The sequence below is a fragment of the Rhodococcus sp. T7 genome (genome assembly GCF_009872365.1).
Classification (GTDB): Bacteria; Actinomycetota; Actinomycetes; order Mycobacteriales; family Mycobacteriaceae; genus Rhodococcus_F.
This window is the reverse complement of record NZ_WXYH01000309.1, coordinates 58270-73381: the sequence shown is the minus strand read 5'-3', so window position 1 is coordinate 73381 and position 15112 is coordinate 58270. Positions and strand designations below refer to the sequence as shown.

Annotated in this window: 18 protein-coding genes; 5 read left to right on the top strand and 13 right to left on the bottom strand. The window is 67.1% G+C overall.

Annotated elements, in window-relative coordinates; translation table 11 throughout:
• Window positions 1–91 precede the first annotated feature (91 nt).
• From MLGJGCBP_RS24495 to MLGJGCBP_RS24485, 3 genes are read right to left on the bottom strand one after another with little or no spacing between them, the layout of a single operon-like run.
• Window positions 92–541, bottom strand: a complete 450-nt coding sequence (locus MLGJGCBP_RS24495) for a hypothetical protein (RefSeq protein ID WP_236581343.1) — start codon at window positions 539–541, stop codon at window positions 92–94.
• Window positions 542–552: 11 nt separating this feature from the next.
• Entirely contained in the window at window positions 553–1068 is a 516-nt protein-coding gene (locus MLGJGCBP_RS24490) for a twin-arginine translocation pathway signal (protein WP_160098708.1), read from the bottom strand.
• Window positions 1065–1664, bottom strand: a complete 600-nt coding sequence (locus MLGJGCBP_RS24485) for a hypothetical protein (protein ID WP_236581342.1) — start codon at window positions 1662–1664, stop codon at window positions 1065–1067. The genes MLGJGCBP_RS24490 and MLGJGCBP_RS24485 overlap by 4 nt, the downstream gene beginning before the upstream one ends.
• Before the next feature lie 188 nt (window positions 1665–1852).
• Between MLGJGCBP_RS24485 and MLGJGCBP_RS24480 the strand changes: the two genes are divergently transcribed.
• The 5 genes from MLGJGCBP_RS24480 to MLGJGCBP_RS24460 are packed head-to-tail and all read left to right on the top strand — an operon-like array spanning window position 1853 to window position 4346.
• The gene (locus MLGJGCBP_RS24480) at window positions 1853–2314 is read left to right on the top strand and encodes an Asp23/Gls24 family envelope stress response protein (RefSeq protein ID WP_005252221.1); all 462 of its coding nucleotides are present in this window, start codon (window positions 1853–1855) and stop codon (window positions 2312–2314) included.
• Window positions 2311–2625, top strand: a complete 315-nt coding sequence (locus MLGJGCBP_RS24475) for an Asp23/Gls24 family envelope stress response protein (protein WP_087557090.1) — start codon at window positions 2311–2313, stop codon at window positions 2623–2625. The genes MLGJGCBP_RS24480 and MLGJGCBP_RS24475 overlap by 4 nt, the downstream gene beginning before the upstream one ends.
• Window positions 2622–2801, top strand: a complete 180-nt coding sequence (locus tag MLGJGCBP_RS24470; protein ID WP_005252219.1) for a hypothetical protein — start codon at window positions 2622–2624, stop codon at window positions 2799–2801. The genes MLGJGCBP_RS24475 and MLGJGCBP_RS24470 overlap by 4 nt, the downstream gene beginning before the upstream one ends.
• On the top strand, window positions 2794–3774 hold the full coding sequence (locus MLGJGCBP_RS24465; RefSeq protein ID WP_160098706.1) for a DUF6286 domain-containing Asp23/Gls24 family envelope stress response protein: 981 nt from the start codon (window positions 2794–2796) through the stop codon (window positions 3772–3774). The genes MLGJGCBP_RS24470 and MLGJGCBP_RS24465 overlap by 8 nt, the downstream gene beginning before the upstream one ends.
• Window positions 3771–4346, top strand: coding sequence for a hypothetical protein (locus MLGJGCBP_RS24460; protein WP_087557088.1), 576 nt, complete (start codon window positions 3771–3773; stop codon window positions 4344–4346). The genes MLGJGCBP_RS24465 and MLGJGCBP_RS24460 overlap by 4 nt, the downstream gene beginning before the upstream one ends.
• A 141-nt stretch (window positions 4347–4487) precedes the next feature.
• On the opposite strand, the gene tuf is transcribed toward MLGJGCBP_RS24460, so the two are convergent.
• From tuf to MLGJGCBP_RS24410, 10 genes are all read right to left on the bottom strand, one after another.
• Window positions 4488–5678: an elongation factor Tu gene (gene tuf, locus MLGJGCBP_RS24455; protein WP_087557087.1), complete on the bottom strand. Its 1191-nt coding sequence runs from the start codon at window positions 5676–5678 to the stop codon at window positions 4488–4490.
• A gap of 89 nt (window positions 5679–5767) precedes the next feature.
• On the bottom strand, window positions 5768–7870 hold the full coding sequence (gene fusA, locus MLGJGCBP_RS24450; protein WP_087557086.1) for an elongation factor G: 2103 nt from the start codon (window positions 7868–7870) through the stop codon (window positions 5768–5770).
• Between the two features lie 161 nt (window positions 7871–8031).
• Window positions 8032–8502: a 30S ribosomal protein S7 gene (gene rpsG / locus MLGJGCBP_RS24445; protein WP_005252199.1), complete on the bottom strand. Its 471-nt coding sequence runs from the start codon at window positions 8500–8502 to the stop codon at window positions 8032–8034.
• Window positions 8502–8876 carry a 30S ribosomal protein S12 gene (gene rpsL / locus MLGJGCBP_RS24440; protein WP_005252198.1) on the bottom strand — a complete coding sequence of 125 codons (375 nt, stop codon included), beginning with the start codon at window positions 8874–8876 and terminating at the stop codon, window positions 8502–8504. Before rpsL ends, rpsG begins: the two co-directional genes overlap by 1 nt.
• A gap of 362 nt (window positions 8877–9238) precedes the next feature.
• Complete coding sequence (locus tag MLGJGCBP_RS24435) at window positions 9239–9778, bottom strand: DUF3558 domain-containing protein (RefSeq protein WP_160098710.1); 540 nt, start codon at window positions 9776–9778, stop codon at window positions 9239–9241.
• Window positions 9779–9789: 11 nt separating this feature from the next.
• Entirely contained in the window at window positions 9790–10314 is a 525-nt protein-coding gene (locus MLGJGCBP_RS24430) for a DUF3558 domain-containing protein (RefSeq protein ID WP_087557084.1), read from the bottom strand.
• 38 nt (window positions 10315–10352) lie between these two features.
• Entirely contained in the window at window positions 10353–11042 is a 690-nt protein-coding gene (locus MLGJGCBP_RS24425) for a TetR/AcrR family transcriptional regulator (protein ID WP_160098704.1), read from the bottom strand.
• 59 nt (window positions 11043–11101) lie between these two features.
• Window positions 11102–11902 (bottom strand): enoyl-CoA hydratase family protein, encoded by an 801-nt coding sequence (locus MLGJGCBP_RS24420; RefSeq protein WP_160098702.1) that lies wholly within the window; start codon window positions 11900–11902, stop codon window positions 11102–11104.
• Window positions 11902–13092 (bottom strand): acyl-CoA dehydrogenase family protein, encoded by a 1191-nt coding sequence (locus MLGJGCBP_RS24415; protein ID WP_160098700.1) that lies wholly within the window; start codon window positions 13090–13092, stop codon window positions 11902–11904. The genes MLGJGCBP_RS24420 and MLGJGCBP_RS24415 overlap by 1 nt, the downstream gene beginning before the upstream one ends.
• Window positions 13089–15104, bottom strand: coding sequence for an acetyl/propionyl/methylcrotonyl-CoA carboxylase subunit alpha (locus MLGJGCBP_RS24410; RefSeq protein ID WP_160098698.1), 2016 nt, complete (start codon window positions 15102–15104; stop codon window positions 13089–13091). The genes MLGJGCBP_RS24415 and MLGJGCBP_RS24410 overlap by 4 nt, the downstream gene beginning before the upstream one ends.
• Window positions 15105–15112 lie beyond the last annotated feature (8 nt).

The window sequence follows — 15112 nt, the reverse complement described above, 5'->3', positions numbered from 1 at the left end:
TCTGACACCCCCAGCGTCCGCTGGGAACCATGAGGAGCGGGAGCCCCCCGCCCCTTTTCCATCACATCAACCGCCGGCGGTTAACAAGTACTCACGGGTGGCGGAGCCGCACAACGAGCAGGAACGCTCCCCCGGCCTCGTCGATCTGCGTTTCGACGTTCAGTTCCGGTGCGAGACGGGACAACCGGTCGAGCAACCACTCCGACGCGTCCTCGGCGTCCGATCTGCCCGGGCACCGCGCGACCGCGACCCGTCCACCCTTGCGGCCGAGTTGTTCGACGACACCGATGATCGGGGCGGGATCGACGACGAACAACCGGTCCGGCCACGGCACCACCGGCTTGACGGCGCCCTTCTTGGTGTTGCACGCGCGGTGGGCGAGGCGCTCGACGCCGCCCTTCGCCTTGGCCTTCTTCGCGGTGACGACACTGTCGATGCTGGGGCCGCGCGGGTCGTTGACCGACATGTCGGGATCCACCGGTTCGTCACACAACCAACAGCGCCACGACTCGCGGTCGCCGACCTCTCGAAGAGTGCTCATGGGCGCCAACGCTACCCGTGGGGCTGGACGGGATCGAAGCCGGAGATCAGCCAGTCGTCACCGGACTTGGTCAGCTCCACGGTGATGCTCGTCGCCGTCACCGCCGGTTCGGGTTTCGCGGCACTGGTGGTGCTCTGGTTGACGAACAGCAGAACGGTGGCCGTGTCGGCCGCCACCTCGACCGGACCGGACGCGGCCACCGTCGCCTGCGTGGCGACCCGGCTCTCCTTCGCCGCGGGGACGACGACGTCCGTCGTGAACTGGGTGTAATAGTCGAGGAACTCCCCCGTCAGACGTTCCTTCGCGGCTCCGACATCGTTCTCCACCGTGTCCGGCCCGTACGACAGCAGGGCGATCGCGCCCTGCGACGCGGTGTCGGTGACGGCGGCGCGGGCGGTGTCGTCGACGCGCTGGTCGGGCCGGTACAGCGTGAAGTACAGAACCCCGGCCAGTACGGCCGTGACCACGGTGAGCGCACCCAGAGTCAGGAGGAGCCTGCGCGACTTCGGCGATGCGTCGGTACTCACTGCACGAACCCCGCCTTCACGATCTTGTACGTGCCGTCCTCGAGTTGCATCGTGACCCGCATTCTCTGACCGCGAGGCTCCTCTGCGGCCCCGCCCGCATTCGACACCTTCTGCGCGACCGCGACGAGCACGTCGGCGGAGTCGCCGTCCTGCCGCTCGATCGCGGCCTGGCGCACCTCCCCGACCGATTTGACCTGGGCCTCCTGCATGACCGCAATGAGATCCTTGGATCGGGCTTCGAATTCGTCGCGGAATTCTCCGGCCGAGCCGTCGAGTACCTTCTGCACGTCGTCGTCAGCCTTCTCGAAGTCCATCGTCGTCAGATTCACGACGCCCTCGCTCGCCGCGTCCAGAATCTCGGACCGCTGCTGCGCCGCCTGCTCCGCCTGCCAGTGCGCGTAGCCGAAGTAGCCGCTCACCGCGAGGAACGCGAGCGCGAGCACGGACAGAACCGCCACACCCGCGGTGACGGCCGGTGTCCGGGACTTGGGGGCAGTGTCCTCAACGGAAACAGTGCCCTCAGCGGAAGCAGTGTCCTCACTGGAAGCGGCCTCCTCACTGGGGGCAGCGTCCTGGTCGGGAGCCACTTCCGCCATGGGGTTCCTTTCGTCGTGCCGTACCTTCTGTTACCTGGATCACGTCATGGTACCGGTTAGTCATATCAAATATTTTTCACATCGACATCCGGGCAGATCCGCGGGCGGAAAGGCGCGTGGGAGACCCCGCGTACCGTCGGTGATCATTACTGTTGAGGAGAAGGCAGGCGACTCGAAGGGGATCCACGATGACCAGCGATTCAGGTGCACGCAGCCGCGTGCAGTTCGGGGCCGGGGCGACTCCGGAACTCGTCAGTTCCGAGGGACGGACCATCATCGCGGACGCCGTCGTCGCCAAGATCGCCGGCATCGCCACCCGTGAGATCAACGGCGTCTACGACGTGGGCGGCGGCACCGCGCGCGCCGTCGGCGCCCTCCGGGACCGGATCCCCGGCGCCCGCGTCAACCACGCCCAGGGGGTCGCCGTCGAAGTCGGGGAGAAACAGGCCGCCATCGACATCGGCATCGTCGCCGAATACGGCGTCGCACTGCACGAACTCGCGGTCGGCATCCGGCGCAACGTCATCGCGGCCGTCGAACGCATGACCGGACTCGAAGTGACCGAAGTGAACATCACCGTCTTCGACGTCATGCTGTTCGACGAATCCGAGGCCGCGTCCGAGCTCGACGGCAAACCGAGGGTGCAGTGACCGGACCGCTCACACCGGACACCCACGCGGAGGACATCTCCGAACGCATCGTCGCCGCCGTCCTCGCGACCCCCGGAGTAGCAGCGATGCACGGCGGCGCATTCGGCGAAGTCGCGACGTACCTACCCGGACGCCGGGTGACCGGGGTGACCGTGGGCCCCACGTCCTGTGCCGTCCACCTCGCGGCCCGCTACCCCGCCAACGTCGTCGACACCGCCGAAAGAGTGCGCGCCGCAGTGGAATCGCTGGTGGACGTCCCCGTCGACGTGATCATCGAAGATCTCCTGACAGAGACAGGACAAGCTCAATGAACAGCACCATCACAGGCCTGATCGTCGGATTACTCCTCGCCATCGCCGGCATCCTCGGCGGTTTCAGCGGATTCGTCTTCGCCGTCCTGCTCGGCGCGCTGGGCATGGCCGTCGGCGCGCACCGCGACGGACACCTCGACCTCGGCGCCATCCTCCGAAGCCGCGGCCGTGGCTGAACCGTCCACCGCACCCCCCGCAGGCCCCCGGGACGACGCGGCGCTCGATGACACCGCCCAGCGCGGCGAGTTGGTCATCAAGGAACGCGCCGTCGTGAAGATCGCCGTCGCCGCAGCGCTCCAGGTGCCCGGCGTCGTGAAGCAGTCCGGCGGACTGTCCCGGCTGACGGGCCGGGACCTCCCCCGCGCCGACGTCTCGACGGGAGCGGACGCCGTCGCGATCAACCTGTACATCGCGGTGCAGTGGCCGTGCCGCCTCGATCTCCTCAACCGCAGGCTCCGCGCACAGGTGCACCGCCAGGTCGCGCAGATGACCGGCATGCCGGTCATCGAACTCAACATCGTGGTCGTCGGAACCGAATCCGCGGGGCCCGACGACAGCGCGGCCGACAGTCTCTACTCCGAACAGGGCGACCCCACCGCGCCGCCCACCCCGGTGGCACCGATCCGGCCACGTACACCGCGCGCGACCCCGGCCGCCGTGCCCGCCGCGATCATCGTCGCCGTCGGCGCCCTCGGTCTCGCGGTCGTCGCCGCTCGTGAACTACTGATCATGCGCGGCACGTTCGCCAACGCGCCCTGGATCCGCAACACCGCGCAATGGCTGGGCCGGCTGCACTGGTCCGACTGGATCGTCCCCGTCGCCGTCGGCGCGATCGTGCTGGGAGTCGTGTTCATCGTCGCCGCCGTGAAACCGCGGCCGCGCACCCATCTGCCCCTCGCGGTGGGCGACACCCCGATCGTCTGGCTACGCCCCACCGATCTCGCCCGCAATTCCAGTAGTCACGCCAACACCGTCCCCGGGGTGGTGTCGGCGCACACGACAGTCGACCGCAAGCACGTCACCGTCCGCGTGGTGCGCACCGAGTCGACACCCACCGCAGACGTGGCCATCTCCGTCCGCGAAGCCGTGGAACCGACGCTGTCGCTGCTCGGCACATCCCCGGAACTCCGAGTGCAGGTGAAGCCGTGACCCATCGGACCGCCGCCGTCAACCGGCTGATCGTCCTGATCGTGGGGCTTCTGCTCCTCGGATTCGGCGCCTACGCCATCGCCTGGGACCTGCAGGTTCCGATCGTCCGGGAATGGGTGTCGCGGTACGACCGCGCACGCGTCACCGCGCTTCCCGACCAGGACTGGTGGGGCTGGGCCCTCGCCGCGACGGTCGTCGTGGGACTGGTCTTCGGGATCGTGCTCCTCGCCCTCGACCTCACCCGGCGACGCACGTCCGCCGTCGCCGTCCCGGATCGCGAATCGGGCACCTACGTCACCGTCGACCTGGGCTCCCTCGCGGGCGGGGTCGCCAGCGAACTCGCCGAGTACCCCGGGGTCCGGCAGACGCGGGCCCGCGCCGTCGTCGAACGCGGACTCCCCACCCTGTCGATCGTCGTGACCGCCGACCCCACCCTCGACATTTACGACTTCACCCGCAAGTCCGAGGACGTCGCATCGTGGGTCGCGTCGACCCTCGGCGGTGAACAGGTCGCCACCCAGGTGCTGCTCCACCTCGACCGCGCCGACCACCCGGTCCACGTCGAAAGCTGACACCGTTCGTCCTCGAAGGGATCGCCCATCCCAGCGACATCCGGGAGTGGGACGCGCTGACCTCCCGCTGAGGCAGAACCCCGAAAACGCCGATGGCGCCCACCCCGGAGGGTGAGCGCCATCGGCGTTGGTGGAGCTAGATCACTTGTTGATCTTCGTGACCTTGCCGGCGCCGACCGTACGGCCGCCTTCGCGGATCGCGAAGCGCAGGCCCTCGTCCATGGCGACGGGCTGGATCAGCTTGACGGACATCTCGGTGTTGTCACCGGGCATGACCATCTCGGTGCCCTCGGGCAGCGTCACAACGCCCGTCACGTCCGTGGTACGGAAGTAGAACTGCGGACGGTAGTTGTTGAAGAACGGCGTGTGGCGGCCGCCCTCGTCCTTGGACAAGATGTACGCCTGGCCCTCGAACTCGGTGTGCGGGGTGGTGGTGCCGGGCTTGACGACAACCTGTCCACGCTCGACATCTTCGCGCTTGATACCACGAACGAGCAGACCGACGTTGTCACCGGCCTGGCCCGAGTCGAGGAGCTTGCGGAACATCTCGATACCCGTGACCGTGGTCTTGGTGGAGGTCTCCTTGATGCCGACGATCTCCACCTCCTCGTTCACGTTGATGACGCCACGCTCGATACGACCGGTGACGACGGTGCCACGACCGGTGATCGTGAAGACGTCCTCGACGGGCATGAGGAAGGGCTTCTCGGTCTCGCGAACCGGGTCCGGGATGGACTCGTCGACCGCAGCCATGAGCTCGAGGATGTTCTTGGTCCACTCCGGGTCGCCCTCGAGCGCCTTGAGTGCGGAGACCTTGACAACCGGAGCGTCCTCGTCGAACTCCTGCGCAGCGAGGAGCTCACGGACCTCCATCTCGACGAGCTCGATGATCTCGTCGTCGTCCACCATGTCGGCCTTGTTCAGGGCGACGAGGATGTACGGCACGCCGACCTGGCGGGCGAGCAGCACGTGCTCACGCGTCTGGGGCATCGGGCCGTCGGTGGCCGCGACCACGAGGATGGCGCCGTCCATCTGCGCCGCACCGGTGATCATGTTCTTGATGTAGTCGGCGTGACCGGGAGCATCGACGTGCGCGTAGTGGCGCTTCTCGGTCTGGTACTCAACATGCGAGATGTTGATCGTGATACCGCGAGCCTTCTCCTCAGGAGCCTTGTCGATCTCGTCGAAGGCCGAGGCCTCGTTGAGATCCGGGTACGCGTCATGCAGAACCTTGGTGATGGCCGCGGTCAGCGTGGTCTTGCCGTGGTCGACGTGACCGATGGTGCCGATGTTCACGTGCGGCTTCGTCCGCTCGAACTTCGCCTTCGCCACTGTGTGTCCTCCTGGACTGATTGATGCTTGCGGTATGCAGCAGTGCGGTTGTTATTACTGGGTCGTGCTTCGGCCGGCTGGAACCGAGGTTACTCGCCGGTCGCCTTGGCGATGATTTCCTTCGAGACGTTCGCGGGAACCTCTGCGTAGGAATCGAACACCATGGAGAAGTTCGCCCGGCCCTGGGTCTTCGACCGCAGATCACCGATGTAACCAAACATCTCCGAGAGCGGAACCAGCGCCTTCACGACACGGGCACCACTGCGTTCCTCCATGGCCTGGATCTGGCCACGGCGGGAGTTCAGGTCGCCGATCACGTCACCCATGTACTCCTCGGGTGTGGTGACCTCGACAGCCATGAGCGGCTCGAGAATGACCGGGCCGGCCTTGCGGGCGGCTTCCTTCAGCGCCTGCGAACCGGCGACCTTGAAGGCCATTTCCGACGAGTCGACGTCGTGGTACGCACCGTCGAGCAGCGACAGCTTCAGGTTGACCAGCGGGTAGCCGGCGAGAACGCCGTACTGCATCGCGTCCTGCGCGCCTGCATCCACGGAGGGGATGTACTCGCGAGGGATGCGGCCACCGGAGACCTTGTTCTCGAACTCGTAGGAGGCACCGTCTTCGCCGACGAACGGCTCCAGCGCGATGATCACCTTGGCGAACTGGCCCGATCCACCCGTCTGCTTCTTGTGGGTGTAGTCGTGCTTCTCGACCTTCTTGGTGATGGTCTCGCGGTAGGCGACCTGCGGCTTGCCGACGTTGGCCTCGACCTTGAACTCGCGACGCATACGGTCGACGAGGATGTCGAGGTGGAGCTCGCCCATGCCGCCGATGACGGTCTGGCCGGTCTCTTCGTCGAGTTCGACGGAGAACGTCGGGTCCTCTTCGGCGAGCTTCTGGATCGCGGTGCCCAGCTTCTCCTGGTCGGACTTCGTCTTGGGCTCGATCGAGACCTGGATGACCGGGTCCGGGAAGCTCATCGACTCGAGCACGATCGGGGCATCCTGTGCACACAGGGTGTCACCGGTCGTGGTGTCCTTCAGGCCGATCATCGCGTAGATGTGGCCGGCCACGGCCTCGTCGACCGGGTTCTCCTTGTTGGCGTGCATCTGGAAGAGCTTTCCGATGCGCTCCTTCTTGCCCTTGGTCGCGTTCATGACCTGGGCGCCCGGATCGATCCGGCCGGAGTACACGCGGACGAACGTCAGCTTGCCGAAGAACGGGTGCGAAGCGATCTTGAAGGCCAGAGCCGAGAACGGCTCTTCCTTGCTCGGCTTACGCGTGAGGATCTCTTCTTCGTTGCCGAGGGCGTGACCCTGGACCTCGCCGATGTCCAGCGGGTTCGGCAGGTAGTCGATGACCGCGTCGAGCATGGGCTGAACACCCTTGTTCTTGAACGCGGAACCACACAGCACCGGGTACAGCTCGGAGTTGACCGTCATCTTGCGGATGGCGCCCTTGATCTCCTCGACGCTGAGTTCCTCGCCGGCGAAGTACTTCTCCATGAGCTTCTCGTCGGACTCGGCAACCGTCTCGAGCAGCTTCTCGCGGTACTCGGCAGCCTTGTCGGCGAGATCGGCCGGGATCTCCTCGATGGTGGGCTCGGCGCCGATGGCGACCGTGCCACGCCAGGTGACAGCCTTCATCTCGACCAGGTCGACGACACCGTCGAAGTCGTCCTCCGCGCCGATCGGCAGCTGCAGGACGAGCGGCTTCGCGCCGAGGCGGTCGATGATGGTCTGGACCGTGAAGTAGAAGTCCGCGCCCATCTTGTCCATCTTGTTGACGAAACAGATGCGCGGAACGTCGTACTTGGCGGCCTGACGCCACACCTGCTCCGACTGGGGCTCGACGCCCTCTTTGCCGTCGAACACTGCGACGGCGCCGTCGAGCACGCGGAGCGAACGCTCCACCTCGACGGTGAAGTCGACGTGGCCCGGCGTGTCGATGATGTTGATCTGGTTGTTGTTCCAGAAGCAGGTCACCGCGGCAGAGGTGATCGTGATGCCGCGTTCCTTCTCCTGTTCCATCCAGTCCGTGGTCGAGGCACCGTCGTGCGTCTCACCGATCTTGTAGTTGACACCGGTGTAGAACAGGATGCGCTCGGTGGTCGTGGTCTTGCCGGCATCGATGTGCGCCATGATGCCGATGTTGCGGACCTTGTTCAGGTCGGTCAGCACTTCCTGTGCCACAGGATTCTTCCCCGCTCGTAGCTCGTGTATCGGGTGTCGGCCTCCCCGGTGTTCCACCAGCGGGGCCATTGTCTCGAGTTGTAGATCAGCCGGTCCCCGGTAGGGGCCCGACGTGCGACGACGCCGGAGCAGTCACGGTAGGTGACTGCTCCGACGTGACGTCACCAGCGGTAGTGGGCGAATGCCTTGTTGGCTTCGGCCATCTTGTGAGTGTCCTCGCGACGCTTCACCGCGGCACCCAGGCCGTTGCTGGCATCGAGGAGCTCGTTGGCGAGACGCTCGACCATCGTCTTCTCACGACGCTGCCGGGAGAAGGTCACGAGCCAGCGGAGCGCGAGGGTGGTGGAACGGCCCGGACGGACCTCGACCGGCACCTGGTAGGTGGCGCCACCGACACGGCGGCTGCGAACCTCGAGTGCAGGCTTGACGTTGTCCAGTGCGCGCTTGAGGGTGACGACCGGATCGGTGCCGGTCTTCTCGCGCGCCTGCTCGAGTGCTTCGTACACGATGCGCTCGGCGGTGGACTTCTTGCCGTCCAGGAGAATCTTGTTGACGAGCTGCGTCACCAGGGGCGAACCGTAGACCGGGTCGTTGATGAGCGGACGCTTCGGAGCGGGGCCCTTACGTGGCATTAGCTCTTCTCCTTCTTGGCGCCGTAGCGGCTGCGGGCCTGCTTGCGGCCCTTGACACCCTGGGTGTCGAGGGAGCCGCGGATGATCTTGTAGCGCACACCGGGGAGGTCCTTCACACGACCACCGCGGACGAGCACCATCGAGTGCTCCTGCAGGTTGTGGCCTTCGCCCGGGATGTAAGCGGTGACCTCGACGGAGCTGGTCAAGCGCACACGCGCGACCTTACGGAGCGCCGAGTTCGGCTTCTTCGGGGTGGTGGTGTACACGCGGGTGCACACGCCACGACGCTGCGGGCTGCCCTTGAGGGCTGCCGTCTTGACCTTCGCGGTCTTGTCGCGGCGGCCCTTGCGGACCAGCTGGTTGATGGTTGGCATTTACCGGCTTTCTTCGTGTTGAACAGACTGCTCTGGACAAGCAACCTTGGCTGTTCTGAAATTAGGGATCTAGCAGTTGGGGCAAGAGAGCTGCTGCCCCTCACCCGCACCTCGAGCTGCACCCGAGGTCGGGTGTGTCGCATACCCCCACACAGGCAGCCGGATGCTCGTTCCATGCAGAAATCTGCACGAACGCGCGCACGGCAATACCTCGCTAGGCACACAGATCGGCCCGGGCATGCCGGACACGACCCACAACGATACCCGGCGGCGCGCCGGAAGGTCAAAGTGGGCGGGCAATGGTAAGGGCTGACCTGCGATGGGCGGTACTACTTGGAGCTGTCGGTACGGACACGGGCACATCAACTACTCAGATTGAGCGTCAGATCCGCAAGCGTCGATGCCGCCTGGCACGGGTCTGCCGCCCCCGTCTGGAACTGTACCCACCAGCCGACGACGCCCGAGGAGGGCGACCCGACCGTCACTCCGCACGCCCCCGGATCACCGGGGGGACGCATCACGACGGCCCTGCGCCCCTGGATGGTGGACGCTTCCACCGTGTAGCCGAGCTTCTCCGCGGTCGACTTCTCCGTGTCGAGCGAACCCGTCTCGAACCAGTTGAACGTCACCTTCACGGGACCGTTGGCGCCGACGGCGTCCCAGCGGCAGATCGCGCCGAAGAAGCCCCGTTGGATGGCGTCGGCGCCGACGGTCTGCGCGATCTGTTCGTCGGCGACCGCGTTGCACTCCTCGAGCAGGGCCGTGAACTGTTCGGTGTCCCCCGAAGAAGAAGCACCCTCCACCGTCGGTGAACCCTCGATCGTCGACCCGCACCCCGCGATCAGCCCGACCGCCGTAGCCGCGGTCAGCACCCGCACGGCGCGCCACGTCCGCCTGCCCATCACTCCCCCGCTCACTTGGCCCTCGACACGCTGAGTTCGGCGAGGTCGCGCGCCACCTTGCACGGATCGGCCGCGGGTTGCGCGTCCGCGTACATCACCGACCAGTGCACGAAGTCACCGCCGAACTCCACACCGAGTTCACACAGAATTCCTTCGGACGACGCGATGAAGCCGGGATGTCCCTGGACGTCGATGTCGGTGGCCGGCCTGCCGATCAGCTCCGAACCCGCCCGCTCGCGGCCGATCGGGCTGCCGCGGTACCAGGAGAACGTGACGCTGGGACCGCCTATCCCTGCGGTTTCCCACTCGCAGCCGACGGAATTGCGCGTCACCCCGGTAAAGGGCGGCATGCCGAACGCCTTCGCGACCTCGTCGTCGGTGACCGAGCCGCACTGGCCGAAGAACGGGCCCGGATCGGTCACCTGTGGGAGGTTCTGCGCGGCGGGTGCGGTACCGGAATCGTCGCCGTCTCCCCCACAGCCGGCCAGACCGGCCGCGACGGTGATCAGGACGAGCGCTCCCCATTTCCGGCCCATGGTCGGTGACTCTACCGATCCCCGCAATCTTTGCCCGGTCAGTCGAGAACGGCCACGTCGAGGCGCCTCGGCTCTGCCGATTCACCGCACCGCGGCTCTGCCGATTCACCGCACCGCGGCTCTGCCGATTCACCGCACCGCGGTAGTGCCGCATCCAACTGCGCAGCCCACTGCCGCACGATCTCTGCGCGCCTCTTGGAGTCGTCCGTGAGCACGTCGGCCAGGCCGAGTCCGCGGGCAAGATCGAGGGTTGCCTGGACGAGCCGGTGTGCGACGGGATCAGCGTCGTCGAACCCGAAGTGTTCGACGGCGGTGCGGTGCGCGACCCGGCCGAACCGTTCCTCGAGCGGCACGATCCGGGCCCGGAGTTCGGGGTCGGCGGCGGCCGCCGTCCACACCTGCAGCGCCGCCTTGAACAAGGTGCCGGTGTAGTAGTCGACGAGCCGCGACACCACCGCCTCGGTGCGTCCCTCCCCGGTCGGCAGGTCGGTGGCCTCGCGCCGGGCCTGCTCCATCCGGGCGTCGAACATGACCTCGAGCGCCGCGGTGATGAGGTCTTCGCGGGTGGGGAAATGGTGCTGGGTCGCGCCGCGGGACACGCCTGCTCGCTGGGCGACGAGGCTCACCGTCGTCGCACCCCAGCCCAATTCCGCGAGGCAGTCGATGGTGACCTCGAGGAGATGCCCACGGGTGACCCGGCTACGGTCCTGCTTCGGTTCGCGGGTCATGTGTCACTTCCTCTCGTCGCGCTGCGCGCCCGTGCGTGACTGGCGAGTCCTGAGACTCGTCAACCACGCACAGGGCCGGAGGCCCATCTCGGCGGCCGCTTCTGCAGAAACGCCATCATGCCTTCCCGCGCCTCCTCGGATTCGAACAGCCTCGCCGACTGGGCGGTCAGCTCGTCGGTGTAGCGGTCGAAGTCGGCGAGCACACCGCGGGTCGTCAACGTCTTCGATTCGGCCAGACCCTGCGGCGACGCCTGCCGCAACTGGTCCAGCAATGCCTCGACGGTGTCCGCGGGATCCTCGGCGGACTCACTGATCAGCCCGATCGCCTCCGCCTCGTGGGCGCCGAACTTCTCGCCCGTGAGCAGGTAGCGGCTCGCGGCGCGCGAATCGATGCGGGGCAGCACCGTCAACGAGATGATCGACGCGGCAAGCCCGAGCCGGACCTCGGTCAGCGCGAACGTGCTGCGCGGCCCGGCGACGGCGAGGTCGCACGCCCCGACCAGCCCCATGCCCCCGGCCCGGACGTGACCGTCGATCCGGGCGATCACCGGTTTCGGCAACTCGACGATGGCGCGCAGCAGTTCGGCCATCTGCCGGGTGCGCAAGCCGACGTCGCCGGATGTCTCGCTCAGATCCGCCCCGGCGCAGAACGTGCCGCCGGTGTGGGTGAGGACGACGCCGCGGACGTCGTTGTCCGCGGCGGCGTCCCGCAATCCCTGGAGCAGTTCGTCCACGAGCCTGCCGGAGATCGCGTTCCTGTTGTGGGGCGAATCGAGGGTGAGGGTGGCAAACCCTCGATCCACCTCGTACCGGACGTACCGGTCGGCTTCCACGTCGGTCATGTGCTGTCCGTTCGACATCAGTACGACTTCGGCAACCCCAGCGAGTGCTGGGAGACGAAGTTCAGGATCATTTCCCGGCTCACCGGGGCGACACGGGCGATGCGTGCCGCGCCGAGCATCGCCGCGAGACCGTATTCCTTGGTCAGGCCGGCGCCGCCGTGAGTCTGGACGGCCTGGTCGAGCGCCTTGATGCTGGCCTCCGCCGCGGCGTACTTGGCCATGTTCGCGGCCTCGGCCGCGCCGAAGTCGTCGCCGCTGTCGTAGAGGACCGCGGCCTTCTGCATCATCAGCTTGGCCAGTTCGAGTTCGATCTTGATCTGCGCCAGCGGATGCGAGATGCCCTGATGTGCGCCGATCGGCTCCTTCCACACCGTGCGCTCCTTCGCGAACCGCACCGCGGCGTCCAGCGCGTAGCGGCCCATGCCGATCGCCATCGACGCGCCGAGGATGCGTTCGGGGTTGAGTCCCGCGAACAGCTGCATCAGGGCCGCGTCGGCCTCGCCGACGAGCGCGTCGGCGGGCAGCCGGACGTCGTCGAGGAACAGCATGAACTGGTGATCGGGCTCGACGATGTCCATCTCCATCGGCGTCTTCACGAAATTCTCGGCGTCGGTGGGGACGATGAACAGCGCGGGCTTCAGCTTGCCGGTCCTGGAGTCCTCGGTGCGCGCGACGATCAGCACGGCGTCCGCCTGGTCGACCCCGGAGATATAGATCTTGTTCCCCGACAGCAGCCAATCCTCACCGCCCCCATCACCCCTCGCTCCGCTCGACCGGTCCCGCCTCGCGGTGGTCGAGATCTGATGCGAGTTGGACCCCGCGTCGGCCTCCGTGATGCCGAACGCCATGATCTTCGAGCCGTCGGCGAGACCGGGGAGCCATTTCTGTTTCTGGTCCGCCGTGCCGTACTTGCCGATGATGGTGCCGCAGATGGCAGGCGAGACGACCACCAGCAGGAGTCCCGCGCCGTGGGCGGCGAGTTCCTCCTGGACGAGTGCCAGTTCGTAGATACCCGCGCCGCCGCCCCCGAATTCCTCGGGGAGGTTGACGCCGAGGAAGCCGAGTTTGCCTGCCTCGTTCCACAATTCGGTGAGCGGTTCGCCGCGCCGCGCCCGCGGCAGCACGTAGTCGACGTAGTTGAAGCGCTCCCCGAGCCGCGACACGGACGCGCGGAGTTCCTTCTGTTCTTCTGTCTCGATGAAGCTCATGATTCTCCCTCTGCCTGCGCTGCTTCGACGACTGCCAGGACCGTTCCCACGTCGACCTGCGTGCCGACGGTCACGGAAAGTTCGGTGAGGACACCGGACGCCGGCGCCTTGATCGTGTGTTCCATCTTCATCGCCTCGAGCCAGACGATCGGCTGACCGGCGGTCACCGCATCACCGACCGCGCCGCCGACTCGGATGACCGAACCCGGCATCGGCGCGAGCAGCGACCCCTCGGCGACGACGGCGCTCGGATCGGTGAATCGCGGTGCGGCGTGCAGGCTCACCGGCCCCAGGGCGGAATCGACGAAGACGTCGTCCCCGTACCGGGACACCGCGAACGATCGGCGCAGCCCCGCCACATCCAGTGCGACGTGCCGTGCCGTCGCCGACACGAGCGCGACGTCGTCGAACCCCTCCGCCTTCAGCCCGTACCGGGTGAGCAGGTACCGGATCTCGACGTCGCCGCCGGTACCGGTGAACGTCTTGCACTGCGGCGCGGACGCCAGGTTCCGCCACCCGCTGGGGAGCGTCGCATCGACCGTCGCGACGTCACGGTTGTGCGCGGCGTCGGCGAGGGCGGCGGCCAGCGCCGACAGTCGCTCGGTCTCCGCCGACGCCAGCGGCTGCGCGAGCACGTCCAGCCCGTGGGTGTCGAAGAAGGCGGTATCCGTGTCGCCCGCGAGGAACGCCGGGTGGCGGAGCACGTTGACCAGGAGGCCGCGGTTGGTGCGCAGACCGTGGATCTGCGCGCGGCCCAGCGCGGTCGCCAGCCTGGTCGCCGCCTGGGTCCGGGTGGGCGCGAACGAGATGACCTTCGCCAGCATCGGGTCATAGTGCACGCCGACGGTGGACCCGTCGACCACCCCGGAGTCGAGGCGGATGCCCGGTGTGCGGAGAACGTCGAATTCGACCGCACTGCCCGGCAACGCCAGACGGTGGACCGGTCCGCTCTGCGGCTGCCAGTTCTGCGCGGGATCCTCGGCGTACAGCCGGACCTCGATGGAATGACCGGACACGGCGGGCGAGTCCGCGTCGAGTGCCAGCCCCGACGCAACCTGCAATTGCAGGTCTACGAGGTCGAGGCCGGTGGTGCATTCGGTGACCGGGTGCTCCACCTGCAGCCGGGTATTCATCTCCAGAAAGAAAAAGTCTCCGCGATCTCCTCCGGTGTCGTCTTCCCCTCGCTCCGCTCGACCGGTCGCCAGGAACTCGACCGTCCCCGCCCCCTCGTAGTCGATGGCCTTCGCCGCGAGCCGGGCGGCCTCGAACAGCCGCTCTCGCATTCCAGGAACGGCCTCGACCAGCGGCGACGGCGCCTCCTCCACCACCTTCTGGTGCCGGCGCTGGATGGAGCACTCACGCTCCCCGACCGCCCACACCGTTCCGTGCCGGTCGGCCATCACCTGGACCTCGATGTGCCTGCCCGTCTCGAGATAGCGCTCGCAGAACACGGTCGGGTCACCGAACGCCGATTGCGCTTCGCGCCGAGCACCTTCCAGCTGTTCCGGAAGGTCCGCGAGTTCACGCACCACGCGCATGCCGCGTCCGCCGCCGCCCGCGGATGCCTTGACGAGCACCGGCAGATCGGCTGCGGTGACGGCGTTCGGATCGAGTTCGGCGAGCACCGGGACCCCGGCGGCGGCCATCAACTTCTTGGACTCGACCTTGGAACCCATCATCTCGATGGCAGGCGCGGGCGGTCCGATCCACGTCAGGCCCGCAGCGTGGACGGCGCGCGCGAATTCCGCGTTCTCGGACAGGAACCCGTAGCCCGGGTGGATGGCGTCGGCACCCGCGAGAAGCGCCGCCTCGATGACGAGGTCACCGCGCAGGTAGGTGTCGGCGGGACTGTTGCCCGGCAACCGGACCGCGGCGTCGGCCTCGGCGACGTGCGGACTGAGTGCGTCGGCGTCCGAGAACACCGCAACGGTCCCGATGCCTGAGCGTCGGCAGGTGGCGAAGATGCGGCGGGCGATCTCGCCGCGGTTGGCGACCAGTACGGACTGGATCATGTTCGTGC